Below are 13,822 nucleotides of genomic sequence, written 5' to 3' on the forward strand. Positions count from 1 at the left end.
ATTACTCGCTCGGGGTTTGAACATGGAAATATATGGTAGGGTTCCTCTGCTGTTTTGTAGGACTTAGTATAATTACCCTCAATGTCTAGAAAAAGTATAGTCATCAAACCCACACCTTCTCTTTTTAAGAAACTTGTTTGCTCTTAGCTAGCTTTCCGCCTCGCCGGCTGGGCCTTGCTTTTCTCCTTGATGAGAAAAGTAAGCAAAAGAATCAAGACGCTCCAAACTCGCTGAACGCTCGGACAGTGGAGCGTCGTAAAATGCACCTTTCAAAAGTCGTTGCTCCGAACTAAGTTTTCCATTTGTACTTCCATAGCAAAGGCAGAAGCGAAGAAGTGTTGATTCCAGTATCTCTGTGGGGGTAGGGCCCTCTTTAAAGTAGATCCGGTGCCCGGAGGGCAGCGCGTCAGCGCAGGAGGAAACACAGCGGCGATGCAGAGAAACGAGGCCACGCGGCCTTGAGGGCACCAAAGCAAGAGGTGAAACAATATAGCAAGTAAGACTGAGGAAAAGAGCTTGCTACTTAAAATAGCGGAAACAACGCTTACTATAGTAACAACACCAGCTACAGCCACAAAAAAGGCAGATGCTTCACAACATCTGCCTCCTATACTTTACTTCGCTTTCAGCAACTTCTCCAGATCCTTCTTGCTAACATTCAGCAAGCCAACTTCTGGTAACCTCGCGGTTAACTCCCGCCAGTTATCATCTTTGCGGTATACTTCGCGCAGAATCTTGGCAGCCGCATCTACCTGGCCGCTGCTGGCTAAACCTATAGCGTGCCAGTACTTCATCTCCAGGTTTTCCGGAAACATGGCTTCGGCTTTGCCATACTCTTCCATAGCTTTTTGCATCTGCCCCTTTTCGATAGCCAAATCACCGTTGTTCATGTGCTCGTAGGCACGGTGTACTTTTAGCAGTCGCGCCAGTTCATCGAGCGGTTTTTCATGATCGTCTACACGTAAGTCAATGATCTTATCATCCCATGGCTGTTCAGACCTCTGCCCTTTTACCACTACCAGCGCTGCAGACTGTTTACCACGGATATCGCCTCCCTCTTGCTCTGCTGCCTGCATAGCTATCAGCACACGCTCAGCCAGCGGCTGCCCTTCACTTCTCTCGAAAGCCTTTGCCATGGCAGGCCATACTTTGTCGGTCAGCATCATGTTGGCCTGCACAGAGAAGTTCTTACCTGTAATATGCCCGGCATAGCGGATGCATTGTTTACCCGTATGTGTTGCCACGTTACCTTTGGAATCAAGTATAGAAACCTGACGCACCTCACGGGCCTCGTCCTTAGCTAAAAGTATGGCCAGCGCCTCCTCAGCAGTTTTACCTTCTTTTAAAAGCTGTAAACCTAATGGCCCATAAGATTTATTCACAAACGATTGGGTAGCTACCACGCCTACACCAGCCTCTACCCAAGGCACCGCAGTGCCCACCGAAAACCAATGACTTTGCACGCCGACGGCCATTTCTCCGGTTTTAGGATCACGGGCAACAATAGAGTAAGTATGCGCCAGCGGCTCTTCGGCCTTAAACACCTGCGCCTGGCTTTGGGCGGTACCTGTGGCTACCGCAAAGGCTGAACTCAGCATAAGTAAAGTCTTTTTTATTCGGATCATATAATTCTGTTTGTAGCTCTGTTACGGTAAGATAGGCATTTTGTGATAAAGTATAAATGACTGCCAATATAACCTCTGACAAGAATAGAAGTATAAACTGTATTGCACCAATTATGGGTGCGCTGCGAAATCGCAGCAACAAGCAACCTTTTATACATGAAATACACTACACGAGAACGTAAACCGTCGCGCATGGCCGTGCTGATAGACGGAGACAACGCCCAACCCAGCCTTATTGTAAAACTTTTAGCCGAGGTGGGCAAATATGGCCCGCCTACTATTCGCAGAATTTACGGCGACTGGACCACCCCTCAAATGAACGGCTGGAAAGATTGCCTGAACAACCACGCGATACAGCCTATTCAGCAGTTCCGCTATACCGTCGGCAAAAATGCTACTGACAGCGCCCTGATCATAGATGCCATGGATCTGCTGCACAGCGAACTGGTGGATGGCTTTTGCATCGTATCCTCCGACAGCGACTATACCCGATTGGCAACACGAATTAGAGAGGCTGGCATTTTTGTAATGGGAATTGGCCAGCGCAAAACACCCAAACCCTTCGTTAATGCCTGCAACGTGTTCATCTTTACCGAAAACCTTACCGATGACATTGACGAGCGCAAAATTGAAGAAGCTGAAAAGGGGCCTGAAGGCGGCAGCCAAGCCAAACCTAACCCGTTGCCCTTGCTAAAAGAAGCTTTTGTTATGGCCTCAGATGAGGATGGCTGGGCACATCTGGGCGCTATGGGTACAAACCTGCGCCAACTGGACCCTAGTTTCGACCCCCGTACTTTTGGCTATAACCAGCTGCTACAGCTTATCAAGGCGTACAAAGATGTGTTCACAATCCGGAAAGAAGACGATAAGGGCCCATCAGCAGTTTATATAAAACGCAAAGATAAGCGTCGTGCCAAGCCACGGCAGAAAGTGCAGGAGAAGCCGCAGCAGCGTACACAAGTATAACTCTTCACCATTTAAAGCAAAGCTATGCTATGAAAAGTCTGATTTACACCGTTGCACTCTGTCTGCTTATAGTTGTAGCAGCAAAGGCACAAACTAAAACGTCGTGCTGCGTAAAGCCTGCCGCCGATGCAGCAGAAACGACAGAAGCTACTATAAAATTTGCTATGTTGGGTAACGACGAATCTTTCAGAGAGAAGCACGAAAACCCGTTGCCATTCACGTTGGAGAACAAAAAGGGAAAGACCATCACCTACAAAACCCCTGACGGTAAAACAGCAACTGCCTACGAGATAAAAGCTCCGAAAAAGACTGACGAATACCTGTTCGTGTTTCATGAGTGGTGGGGCCTGAACGACTACATCAGAAAAGAAGCGGAGCGTTTTGCTCAGGAACTTGGCAACGTGAACGTGATTGCCCTGGATCTGTATGATGGTAAAGTGGCAACAGAGCGTGAGAAAGCAGCCGAATACATGCAGGCTGTAAAAACCGATCGTGCCAAAGCCATCATCAACGGAGCCATTGCCTATGCCGGAAAAGACGCTGACATTGCTACCGTTGGCTGGTGTTTTGGCGGTGCCTGGTCGTTACAGGCTGGTATACTTGCCGGCGACAAGGCCGAGGCGATAGTCATGTACTATGGCATGCCGGAGCAGAACGTTGAGAATCTGAAAAAACTGGACGCACCAGTACTAGGCATCTTCGCCAGCCAGGATAATTCTATTACACCGCAAGTAGTAGAGGAGTTTAAGCAGAATATGGATAAAGCCGACAGAAAGCTAACGGTAAAAATGTATGACGCCGTGCATGCCTTTGCTAATCCAAGTAACCCGAAGTATAACAAAGAATACGCCGAGGAGGCCCATAAACTTGCCGTAGACTTTATTAAAAAACACCTCGACTAGGATCAGGATTTACAGGATTTTAGGATAAACAGGATTGCCTTCAGAGATTAGAATTTATAAGCATCATGTAGAGATGCAATATTTTGCGTCTCTTTCCTTTTACTAAAGACCTCGCAGCGTGCGCAGCTCCTGCGAGCGTCTAGGGTAGATAAGCTGTAGCTACGAAGAAACAGCCAGATGCTCGCGGGTCATATAGACACCGCGAGATCTTTGTGGCTTATCCTTTATTTCAAGTATAAGATATTCAGCCTCAAAGGCAATCCTGTCCATCCCAAAATCCTGTAAATCCTGATCTGGCTTGCTTTTATTCCTGATTTTTCCTAAATCATAGGTTAAAACCTAAACAAACTAACCTTACAACACTACTCATGAATAAAACTTTGCGCAGAACCGGCTCTGTTGCCTGTTTACTGCTAGCTATGACTGTGGCATCGCCAGAAACCATAGCACAGAAGCAGAAAACGCGCAGCAGCAAACAAAAAGACGCTCCTGCAGCCGTTGATCCTAAACTATATGATGGCATAACCTGGCGCAGTATCGGTCCTTACCGTGGTGGTCGTTCGGCTACTGCGACTGGTGTACCGGGTAAGCCTAACCTATACTACTTCGGAGCAACCGGTGGCGGTGTTTGGCGCACCACCGATGGCGGCTCTACCTGGGATAATATTTCAGATGGCACTTTTGGTGGCTCTATTGGAGCCGTTGCGGTTAGCGAAGCTGATCCAAATGTGATTTATGTAGGTGAAGGCGAGAAAACTGTGCGTGGCAATGTATCCTCAGGGCATGGTGTCTGGAAATCGGTGGATGCCGGTAAAACATGGCAGCACATTGGACTAAAAGACTCTAAGCACATTGGCCGCATCCGTATCCATCCTAAAAACCCGGATATAGTATACGTGGCCGTGATGGGCGACTTATACAAGTCGCATGAGGAGCGTGGCGTGTATAAAAGTATAGACGGCGGTAAAACATGGAAGCGCGTGCTGTTTGCAAATAAAGACGCCGGCGCTGTCGATCTGATCATCGACCCGAATAATAGCCGCAACCTGTATGCCACTACCTGGAATGTGCGCCGTACGCCGTATAGCCTATCTTCTGGCGGACCAGGTTCAGGTATCTGGAAAAGTACAGACGGTGGCGACACCTGGAAAGAGATCTCTAAAAACCAAGGCTTGCCAAAGGGTACATTGGGCATCATAGGCGTAGCTGTTTCGCCGGTTAATTCTGAAAGAGTTTATGCCATGGTAGAGGCTGAAGAAGGCGGCCTTTTCCGCTCCGACGACAGCGGTCTTACCTGGAAAAAAGTAAACGATGATAGAAACCTGCGCCAGCGTGCCTGGTACTATACCCGCGTGTATGCTGACCCGAAAGATGAGGACGTGGTTTATGTTCTGAACGTGTCGTACCATCGTTCTAAAGACGGAGGTCGTACCTTTGAGAGCAGCAATGCTCCACACGGCGACCACCATGACCTTTGGATCGCACCAGAGGATCCATCGCGTATGATCATAGCCGACGACGGTGGTGCACAGGTAACCACAGACGGTGGCATGAACTGGAGCACCTATCATAACCAAAACACAGCTCAGTTCTACCGTGTAACTACAGATAACCATTTCCCTTATCGCATTTACGGTGCGCAGCAGGACAACTCTACTGTTCGTATTTCGCATCGTTCTGACGGATATGCCATCACAGAAGATGATTGGGAAACGACAGCTGGCTCAGAAAGTGCACACCTGGCAGTAGATCCAACAAATCCAGAAATTGTGTATGGCGGTAACTATGGCGGCTTTCTGTCACGAGTAAACCACAGCAATAACCAGGAACGCGTGATAAACGTGTGGCCGGACAACCCGATGGGCCATGGTGCGGAGGGCATGAAGTATAGATTCCAGTGGAACTTCCCGATTCTCTTCTCGCCAAACGATCCTAAGAAACTTTACACCACGTCTAACCACGTGCACGTTACCCATAACGAAGGCCAGTCTTGGGAAACTATCTCTCCAGATCTGACGCGCAACGACTCTACTAAATTAGGTCCGTCTGGTGGTCCGATCACAAAAGACAACACCAGCGTGGAGTACTACAGCACTATCTTCGCCATTAACGAGTCTGCTATAGAGCCAGGTGTGATCTGGACAGGTTCTGATGATGGATTAATACATGTAACGCGCGACAATGGCAAGAACTGGACAAACGTAACACCTAAGAAAATGCCTGAGTGGATCATGATCAACAGCATCGACCCACACCCAACCATTAAAGGCGGCGCTTACGTGGCAGCTACCATGTATAAGTCAGGCGATTTCAGGCCATACCTATACAAGACCACCGACTATGGCAAAACCTGGACTAAGATCACCGATGGTATTCCGGAGAACCACTTTACCCGCGTAGTGCGTGCCGACCAGAAGCGTCCGGGCTTGCTTTACGCTGGTACAGAGTATGGCATGTACATTTCGTTCAACGACGGAGACAGCTGGCAGCCATTCCAGTTGAATCTGCCTATCGTGCCGATCACCGACATGACCATCAAAAACGACAACCTGATCGCTTCTACACAGGGCCGTGGTTTTTGGTTGATTGATGACATTACGCCATTGCACAGCATGAACTCTGGTATAGCCAACAGTAAATTCCACCTGTATAAGCCACTGGACGCTTACAAAATGGACGGAGGCAGCCGTGGCAACTCTAAAACCGCAGGCCAGAACCATCCGGGTGGTGTAATGGTGCACTATTACCTGCCAATGGCTCCGGATTCTGCTACAGTTGTGAAGATGGAGATCATGGATGAGAACGGTAAACTGATCCGCAGCTATGCCAGCAACGCCAAAGAGCGCAACGAGAAGCTGGAGGTGAAGAAGGGTATGAACCGCTTTGTGTGGGATATGCGCTACCCGGAGGCTAGCCGCTTTGATGGCATGATTATCTGGGGTGGTGGCACGCAAGGTCCGAAAGCCATACCTGGTAATTATAAAGCAAAGCTAACGGTAAACAAAGAAAGCCAGGAAACTACCTTTGCCATACTTCCAGATCCTCGCACCAAAGCTAACCCGGAAGACCTGAAGGCGCAGTTCACGTTCCTGATGGATGTACGCGACAAGCTGACTGAAACACACGATGCGATAAAAGACATCCGCACGATGCGTGGGCAGCTGAAGACTTTGACCGGAAACCTGAAGAGCCAGGGCAGCGACTACAAAGCCATTTTAGAATCAGCTAACGCGATTGAGAAGAAGATCACAAAGATTGAGGAGACGCTGTACCAGACAAAAAACAGCAGTGGCCAGGATCCGCTTAACTTCCCTATCCGCCTGAATAACAAACTGGCGAACCTAGTGGGCCAAGTAAGCACCGGAGATTTCCGTCCAACCGATCAGGCCTATGCCTTTAAGAAAGAGGTAACAGCCCAGATCGATGCGCAGTTGAATGAACTGAAGAAAGTGAAGGAGCAGGATGTTCCGGCACTTAACAAGATGATTCAGCAGCAGGGCGTGGACTTTATTAGTGTGAAGAAGAAAGACGAGAAAAAGACTGATGCCAATCCGACTTCATCGGTAAAGGAGTAGCCGGAAGAACTAATAAGTAAAAAGCCCCTGCCACATGAGTAGCAGGGGCTTTTTGTTCTATTGCCCTTGTTGGTTTTCCACCAATAACTTATACTTCAAAGTATCAATTTTATTTCCTTCTACTGCCGCGCAGTTACATAACTCGATAGGCTTACACCAGATATTTTCTTCCATTCGCCAAAGCTGGATTGCTTGGAAAAAACGCTGCCACCTATCTTCCCTCCTAGTGCAATAGCTTGTCTATGTTCATCTTGCTCTGGCAAATACTCAACTCCTATAAAGAAATCCTCCGTCAGGTACAAATCATACTTTGTCAGATCTAAAGTTAGCCAGCCATCTTTCGTTGAAACCTTCTGTATTATATTTTTCTCCACCAGTCTCTCTCCAGGAGATCCGCTATTATTTTTATAAAAGTTAATGCGGAAAATAGCTGAGTCCAGCACTGTACTAGCCAGGTAAAAGTGAGCTGAGAGAACCTCTGCCGGCTTGTTCTTTACTTCTATAAAATTCGCAAATTCGAAAACATCTTTCGACTCCTTTTTGTCAGGCACACCCCAAACTCCAGGCAAGCGCCCGGTAACGCCAAGCTTTCTAATCTTCATTTTGTGGCTTTTGACCACCACCTCCTGCAAAGCCATTGTCTTTTCGCTGAGTTTAATCTGTAGCGGCTTTTTCTTTACTAACTCCCGCACCGGCACCGACAGCTGCTGATAGCCAATAGCAGAAAATGTGAGCGTATCCTGCAGGTGCTGCTGTGGTAGCTTAAGTATAAACCTGCCTTGTTCGTCTGAGGCTGTGCCGATGTTCTTCTTGCGGATGCCGATGTTTACATAAGATAAGTTTTGCCCGCTAGCCTCTGCCTTTACTGTACCAGAAAGGTTTATGTCCTGAGCTTGGGCTAGTGTAAGGGTAAAAACAGATAGTAACGCAAATAGTATTGCCTTCATAGGTGTGGGGTTCATAATGTTTAAATTGCTTCTTCCACTTTCACAACTACAGTCTTCTGCTGTGTTGCATTCTCGGTAGTAGGATAAGGATTTATTTGCAATAGGACAAGTTTATACTTTATTCCGTCAAGGGTGATAGTACTGGAATCCGTCTCGTTGAAGGTCTTGTTTGCACATTGGCCCAGGCATAAGTTCAGGTTTACCGTCTCGCCGTTTTTCGTCCCAAGGCTAAGGGCCACATCAGCTTTTCCGGCCCACATACACGAAACACCAGTAGGGCAGCGGGAGTCGTTTATACTTGCAACCTTTATTACAACCGGATCACCTTCTGCGCCAGACGATCTTTTGGCAATTACCTGCACCGGCACCTCAGGCAACAATTTCAGCTCATCGCCAAAGTATAAAGCGTTGGGCAACGACACGTTCTGTTTGCACCCCAGAAGCAGGACTACAACAGCAAGTATAAACAACAGCTTTCTCATGATCTTTAATCCGCACTAATGGAAATATCAGCCAAAGTAACGGATAATAGCTGTTATTGGTACTTCACCAGCAGCTTTACAGCGGTTTTTTCTCCGCTTCTCTTTGTTGTGGGGTAAGGCAGTACTTCTTTTAATGTGATGTTGTAGCGGGTGCCTCCTACTTCTACATCCAAAGTATGTTTGCTTCGAGCAGGCTCCGGACGGCAATCGCCGATACACATTTGCACCTGCTTTTCTATCTCTGTTCCGCTGGATGCCTTAAGTATTACATTCGCGTTACCAAGCCAGGCACAGATGGCATCAGCAGGACAACGGGAGTCGGTTACAGAATGTAGATACAAGGTAAGGGTTTTGCCATTCTCGCCGGTAATGTTTACCCGCTTTCCAAGCTCCACGGTAAACGTCTCACCCATTTGAGCTTCTGTAGTAAAGTCATCAAATTCATACTTGTTGCATTGCCACAGCAGAAGCATCAAAAGCAGCGGGTACAGGTAGTTTGTCATAGTTTTGTAGGCAGCATTTGTACGGTTTCAAACAGAAGAGCCGCAAAACCTGAAAAAGGTTGCATGGCAAAAATTTGCTCCTGCCTTTTAAACTTTAAATGCATCCTCAAGTCTGACTTAAATTGGAAAACTCACCCTATTGTATGAACTTGTAAGTCGGAAAACGGCAAAAACCAGAAAATGCAGCCCCACACGAAACAAAAAGTTAACAAGCTTAGCGGCACCCTGCGCGAGTACCGGGTGTATCACCGCTATGTAGGCTTAGTAATTGGGCTGTTTGTGCTGATCAGTAGTATAACAGGCATACTTTTAGGCTGGAAGAAAGATGTAGACCTGCTGCAGCCCCCGCTCATAGAAGGACAAACGCCTGACTTAAGCCAGTGGGTTTCGATGGCTGATCTGGCCGCCGCAGCCTATGCCGGCCTCGACTCTGCCCAAAGTATAAAAGACAACCCTATCGACAGGATTGAGGCCCGACCTGAGAAAGGCATGGTAAAAGTGCTTTTTAGCGAAGGCTATTGGGAAGTGCAGTTAGACGGTAGTTCGGGAAAAGTTTTATCGGTTGCCCAACGCCACTCCGACTGGATAGAAAAGATCCACGACGGCTCCATTATCAGCGACCTGTTTAAACTGGTAAGTATGAATCTGCTTGGCCTGGGGCTGCTTATACTTACCGTTACCGGTGCTACGCTTTGGTTCTACCCGAAGCGAATCCGCAAACTCAAAAGCAACTAACACAAATGAATAAAGTACCGGGGCTGTTTTTCCTGCTCCTGATCATATGCCACTTTTGCCTGGCGCAACAAATAAAAGTAGTTGACAAAACAACGCTACAGCCATTAACAGGCGTTGTTATTTCGGCTACAGACAAGTCTGTTGTTACAAATGAAAAAGGGCTGGCGGAACTGAACGGCAGTTTAACCGGCACTTCTCCGCTTAACTTTACTTATGTGGGATATCAGCCCCGCACACTCAGCCTGAAACAGCTACAGGATTTAAACTTTGTGATAGCGCTAACGCAGCAAAGCTATAACCTGAACGAAGTGGTGGTGTCGGCGGGCAGGTTCACGCAACAACAGCAACTTGTGCCACAGCAGGTTGAGGTGCTAAGCCGCAGAGAGCTGGAGTTTTTGAGTCAGCCTACTACTGCCGATGTGGTGCAGCAAACAGGTAAAGTGCTGGTGCAGAAAAGCCAGATGGGAGGCGGCAGCCCCATCATACGCGGCTTTGAGGCAAATAAAGTACTGCTGGTGGTAGATGGGGTGCGCATGAACAACGCCATTTACCGTGGCGGACATCTGCAGAATATCATAACGCTAGACAACAGCATGCTCGATCGTGCCGAGGTAGTGTTTGGCCCCAGCTCTGTAGTTTACGGATCTGATGCGCTGGGTGGTGTGCTGCACTTCCATACGTTGCAGCCTCAACTGGCAACTGATGATAACAAGCTGATCAAAGGCAGCGCCTTTACACGTTACGCTACAGCTCCAGACGAGAAAACGATTCATGCCCAGCTAAACTATGGCCGTAAAAAGTGGGGAAGTCTGACAAGTATAACCGTTTCTGATTTTGGAAACTTAAGGCAGGGCAAGAACCGCAAGAGTGAATACGGCGACTTGGGCATCCGAAATTTCTATGCTGACAGAATAGCCGGCCGCGACACCATGCTGTTGAATTCAAACCCGAACGTCCAACGACCAACAGGTTATACCCAGTTTGATGTGCTGCAAAAGGTGCTGTATAAACCAACTACAAACATAAGCCATACTTTAAACCTGCAACTGAGCACCAGCACCGATGTGCCGCGCTACGACAGGCTAACAGAATATTCTGGAAGTAAACTGAAATTTGCAGATTGGTATTATGGACCGCAGGAGCGTTTATTGACAGCTTATGCTTTGGGGCTTTCTAGAAAAACCTCTCTTTATGATGAAGCTAAACTGGTAACTGCTTACCAAAGGCTGGAAGAGAGTCGCCATAACCGCCGCTTCGGCAAAAACAACTTGTCGCACCAAACAGAGCAGGTACAGGTATACAGCTTAAATGCCGACCTTAGCAAAGGTATAAACCAGCACCGACTGCAGTACGGTATAGAGGCTACATACAACGATGTAAACTCTATAGCTACCGAAGAAAACATTGTATCAGGCGCCATAAAGCTACAGTCGACCCGATACCCCGATGCAGGTTCCAGTATGCACAGTGGCGCCGCCTACTTTACCCACACTTGGGATGTAAAACCATGGTTGATCCTGAGCCATGGCCTGCGCTATAGCTATGTTGGTCTGGATGCGGAGTTTGAAGACAAAACGTTTTTCCCATTTTTAGCGGATGAGCTGCAGCAAAGAAACCATGCACTTTCGGGCAATGCCGGTATGGTTATGTTGCCGGGCAATGGCTGGCGATTTACAGCACTAGGCTCTACAGGCTTCCGGGCACCAAATGTAGATGACCTGAGCAAAGTATTCGACTCTACTCCCGGAAATGTGATCGTACCAAATCCTGACCTGAAGCCGGAGTATACTTACAACCTCGAAGCAAGTGCCTCTAAAAGTATTAAAGAGCGCCTGCACCTGGAACTGGTTGGCTACTACACCTGGTACCGCGACGCCATCACTACTCAGCCGGTGCTATTTAACGGACAGGATTCTATTGAGTATAATGGACAGCTGAGTCTGGTGACAGCTAATGTAAATGCCGGCAAGGCTTACCTCTACGGCTACAGCGCCAGCCTGAAAGCCGATGTTACCGAAGCCCTTAGCCTGAGCTCTTCGCTTAACTATACCTATGGCAGAATAAAGCAAAGCGAAGGTGACATTCCGCTGGACCATGTGCCCCCGCTCTTTGGCCGCACAAGTATAAACTTACAATTAAAGCGACTACGAGCAGAGGCATTTATACTTTACAATGGTGCTAAAGAGCTGGAAGATTATAACCCAAGTGGCGAAGACAATATAAAATATGCCACACCGCATGGCATGCCAAGCTGGTACACGTTGAACTTACGTGCAGCTTACCAGCTTACCCCTCACCTACAGCTGCAAGCCGCCCTCGAAAACATCACCGACAGGTTTTACCGTGTGTTTGCATCAGGTATTAGTGCGCCGGGGCGTAATGTGGTGCTCACTTTGCGGGCAAACTTCTAGGCTTCTCTAATCTCTTCTTTTCTACTGCTATAGCCTCTTTCACAAGTTATTATGGCTTGTTCACTCACATTTTCACACATCACAGTAAAATTTATTTTACATCATGTAAAAAACACTTGACATATGTAAAATATTCTTTACATTTGTATCGAACATTAGCACAAAATAAAACTATGAAAAACCGTTTCCTTTTTCCGCACCGTTTTAAGATGATCGGGTGGATCCTTTTCGTGCCGGCCGTTATACTTGGCTTGCTAATTACACTCCTCGACTACGCTCCTTTTGAGTGGAATGCTACTGTATTTGCTATTTATGATGGAGGTCTGTTTGAGGCCAATAAAGTGATGGCGCTGGTAGAAAACAATGTGTTTGATGAACTAGTAGGCATTGCTGCCATAGTGGGCGGTTTGCTAGCAGCTTTTTCTAAAGAGAAAGACGAGGACGAGTATATCGCGCAGATCAGGCTGGAATCTTTGCTGTGGGCCACCTACATCAACTATGGCTTCCTGCTGTTCTCCATTCTCTTCATTTACGGCTCGGGCTTTTACCAGATTATGATCTTTAACATGTTCACGCTGCTGTTTATCTTCCTGATACGCTTCAATTTCATACTTTACAAATCAGCGAGGGCCGTAGCATGAAGAACAGCATAAAGGTAGAACGCGCCATTCACAGCCTTACCCAGGAAGATCTGGCAAAAGAAATAGGGGTAAGCCGGCAGACTATTAACGCCATGGAGGCCAACAAGTATGTACCCTCTACGGTACTCGCTCTTAAGATTGCGCGCCTATTTAAGAAGCCGGTGGAGGAGATTTTTGAGTTGAGTGAGGAGGATTAGATTTAAGTTAAAACAGCAGAGGCTTGAAAACTATCAGTTAACAAACCTCTGCTGTTTTTCTATTTCAATGCATTTTGTGCCTCTGGAAAAGCTAGCTTTGCCCATTCCAGGTGCATCTTTCCGGAGTAGTGCAGTCCATCACTAGCTACCAAGCTTCTATCTTCTGCTGCTTTCTCAGAAAAGGATGTGATGTTAACAAAAGTAACATCTGCCTTCTGTGCTTCATCGGCGGCTACCGCATTAAAAGCCGCAATTTCTTCAGTTATCTGCTCTCTATTAAAATTGCTGCCATATGGCGTTGCAGCCCAGTTAGGTATAGATAGCACAATAACATTTGAAGGATCTCCTTTAGCCAGACTAATTGATGTCTGCAACAGTTCTCTGAACTCGGAGCGGTAGGTGCTTATACTTTGCTTCCTGTACTGATTATTCACACCAATCATTAACGATACCAAATCGAATTGCTGTTTCAGCCCTTCCTTTCTGATGGCACTGCTAAGTTCTGAGGTAGTCCAGCCGGTACGGGCAATGGTATAAGGATTCCCAACATCTACTCCACTTTCACGCAAAAGGCCCGCTAACAATACACCCCAACGATCTGCCTCAGCCACACTTTCACCGATAGTATAAGAATCCCCGAGGGCAAGATAAGTGTAGGTATGATCTGTATCTATGGCTGGCGCCGGTGTATCTTCTTTGCATCCAAACAAGAAAAGCGGCACAAGCAAGAACAAAGTATAGAACCTTTGTTTCATAAGCGAAATATTATTCATCATATGTTATTGTCATAGCAAACCAACTACTATTACTATTACCAATTAGCAGGAATCGAGCCAAT

Annotated in this window: 12 protein-coding genes; 7 read left to right on the top strand and 5 right to left on the bottom strand. The window is 47.3% G+C overall.

Translation table 11 applies throughout. The annotated features are described in order from the left end of the window. Nucleotides 1-614: 614 nt before the first annotated feature. Complete coding sequence (locus tag H8S84_RS11240; protein WP_394367997.1) at nt 615-1,598, bottom strand: DUF1028 domain-containing protein; 984 nt, start codon at nt 1,596-1,598, stop codon at nt 615-617. Between the two features lie 183 nt (nt 1,599-1,781). Here H8S84_RS11240 and H8S84_RS11245 point away from each other — a divergent pair, with 183 nt between their 5' ends. The 3 genes from H8S84_RS11245 (at nt 1,782) to H8S84_RS11255 (ending at nt 7,068) form a co-directional block, all read left to right on the top strand. Further along, a complete protein-coding gene (locus tag H8S84_RS11245; protein WP_187067444.1) occupies nt 1,782-2,591 on the top strand; it encodes an NYN domain-containing protein in 810 nt (269 codons plus the stop codon). A 29-nt stretch (nt 2,592-2,620) separates the two neighbouring features. Then, nucleotides 2,621-3,493: a dienelactone hydrolase family protein gene (locus H8S84_RS11250; protein ID WP_187067445.1), complete on the top strand. Its 873-nt coding sequence runs from the start codon at nt 2,621-2,623 to the stop codon at nt 3,491-3,493. 368 nt (nt 3,494-3,861) lie between these two features. Next, nucleotides 3,862-7,068, top strand: coding sequence for a WD40/YVTN/BNR-like repeat-containing protein (locus H8S84_RS11255; RefSeq protein WP_187067446.1), 3,207 nt, complete (start codon nt 3,862-3,864; stop codon nt 7,066-7,068). A 119-nt stretch (nt 7,069-7,187) separates the two neighbouring features. On the opposite strand, the gene H8S84_RS11260 is transcribed toward H8S84_RS11255, so the two are convergent. The 3 genes from H8S84_RS11260 to H8S84_RS11270 are packed head-to-tail and all read right to left on the bottom strand — an operon-like array spanning nt 7,188 to nt 9,000. Further along, nucleotides 7,188-8,015, bottom strand: coding sequence for a carboxypeptidase-like regulatory domain-containing protein (locus tag H8S84_RS11260; RefSeq protein WP_187067447.1), 828 nt, complete (start codon nt 8,013-8,015; stop codon nt 7,188-7,190). Nucleotides 8,016-8,035: 20 nt separating this feature from the next. Next, entirely contained in the window at nt 8,036-8,497 is a 462-nt protein-coding gene (locus H8S84_RS11265) for a hypothetical protein (protein WP_187067448.1), read from the bottom strand. A 53-nt stretch (nt 8,498-8,550) separates the two neighbouring features. Then, the gene (locus H8S84_RS11270; protein ID WP_187067449.1) at nt 8,551-9,000 is read right to left on the bottom strand and encodes a hypothetical protein; all 450 of its coding nucleotides are present in this window, start codon (nt 8,998-9,000) and stop codon (nt 8,551-8,553) included. A 180-nt stretch (nt 9,001-9,180) separates the two neighbouring features. Between H8S84_RS11270 and H8S84_RS11275 the strand changes: the two genes are divergently transcribed. The 4 genes from H8S84_RS11275 (at nt 9,181) to H8S84_RS11290 (ending at nt 12,984) form a co-directional block, all read left to right on the top strand. Continuing rightward, nucleotides 9,181-9,735, top strand: coding sequence for a PepSY-associated TM helix domain-containing protein (locus H8S84_RS11275; protein WP_187067450.1), 555 nt, complete (start codon nt 9,181-9,183; stop codon nt 9,733-9,735). Between the two features lie 5 nt (nt 9,736-9,740). Beyond that, nucleotides 9,741-12,146 carry a TonB-dependent receptor gene (locus tag H8S84_RS11280; protein ID WP_187067451.1) on the top strand — a complete coding sequence of 802 codons (2,406 nt, stop codon included), beginning with the start codon at nt 9,741-9,743 and terminating at the stop codon, nt 12,144-12,146. Nucleotides 12,147-12,319: 173 nt separating this feature from the next. Next, a complete protein-coding gene (locus H8S84_RS11285) occupies nt 12,320-12,787 on the top strand; it encodes a hypothetical protein (RefSeq protein ID WP_230407149.1) in 468 nt (155 codons plus the stop codon). Further along, on the top strand, nt 12,784-12,984 hold the full coding sequence (locus tag H8S84_RS11290) for a helix-turn-helix transcriptional regulator (protein WP_187067452.1): 201 nt from the start codon (nt 12,784-12,786) through the stop codon (nt 12,982-12,984). Before H8S84_RS11285 ends, H8S84_RS11290 begins: the two co-directional genes overlap by 4 nt. 59 nt (nt 12,985-13,043) lie before the next feature. Here H8S84_RS11290 and H8S84_RS11295 read toward each other — a convergent pair whose 3' ends face one another. Next, nucleotides 13,044-13,739 carry an SGNH/GDSL hydrolase family protein gene (locus H8S84_RS11295; protein WP_187067453.1) on the bottom strand — a complete coding sequence of 232 codons (696 nt, stop codon included), beginning with the start codon at nt 13,737-13,739 and terminating at the stop codon, nt 13,044-13,046. Nucleotides 13,740-13,822: the final 83 nt, after the last annotated feature.

Source organism: Pontibacter cellulosilyticus, from assembly GCF_014306105.1.
Classification (GTDB): Bacteria; Bacteroidota; Bacteroidia; order Cytophagales; family Hymenobacteraceae; genus Pontibacter; species Pontibacter cellulosilyticus.

Excerpts from the sequence above, each read along its gene's own strand:
- H8S84_RS11240 (WP_394367997.1), bottom strand. The coding sequence starts at position 1,598 with ATGCTGAGTTCAGCCTTTGCGGTAGCCACAGGTACCGCCCAAAGCCAG.
- H8S84_RS11245 (WP_187067444.1), top strand. The coding sequence starts at position 1,782 with ATGAAATACACTACACGAGAACGTAAACCGTCGCGCATGGCCGTGCTG.
- H8S84_RS11250 (WP_187067445.1), top strand. The coding sequence starts at position 2,621 with ATGAAAAGTCTGATTTACACCGTTGCACTCTGTCTGCTTATAGTTGTA.
- H8S84_RS11255 (WP_187067446.1), top strand. The coding sequence starts at position 3,862 with ATGAATAAAACTTTGCGCAGAACCGGCTCTGTTGCCTGTTTACTGCTA.
- H8S84_RS11260 (WP_187067447.1), bottom strand. The coding sequence starts at position 8,015 with ATGAAGGCAATACTATTTGCGTTACTATCTGTTTTTACCCTTACACTA.
- H8S84_RS11265 (WP_187067448.1), bottom strand. The coding sequence starts at position 8,497 with ATGAGAAAGCTGTTGTTTATACTTGCTGTTGTAGTCCTGCTTCTGGGG.
- H8S84_RS11270 (WP_187067449.1), bottom strand. The coding sequence starts at position 9,000 with ATGACAAACTACCTGTACCCGCTGCTTTTGATGCTTCTGCTGTGGCAA.
- H8S84_RS11275 (WP_187067450.1), top strand. The coding sequence starts at position 9,181 with ATGCAGCCCCACACGAAACAAAAAGTTAACAAGCTTAGCGGCACCCTG.
- H8S84_RS11280 (WP_187067451.1), top strand. The coding sequence starts at position 9,741 with ATGAATAAAGTACCGGGGCTGTTTTTCCTGCTCCTGATCATATGCCAC.
- H8S84_RS11285 (WP_230407149.1), top strand. The coding sequence starts at position 12,320 with ATGAAAAACCGTTTCCTTTTTCCGCACCGTTTTAAGATGATCGGGTGG.
- H8S84_RS11290 (WP_187067452.1), top strand. The coding sequence starts at position 12,784 with ATGAAGAACAGCATAAAGGTAGAACGCGCCATTCACAGCCTTACCCAG.
- H8S84_RS11295 (WP_187067453.1), bottom strand. The coding sequence starts at position 13,739 with ATGAAACAAAGGTTCTATACTTTGTTCTTGCTTGTGCCGCTTTTCTTG.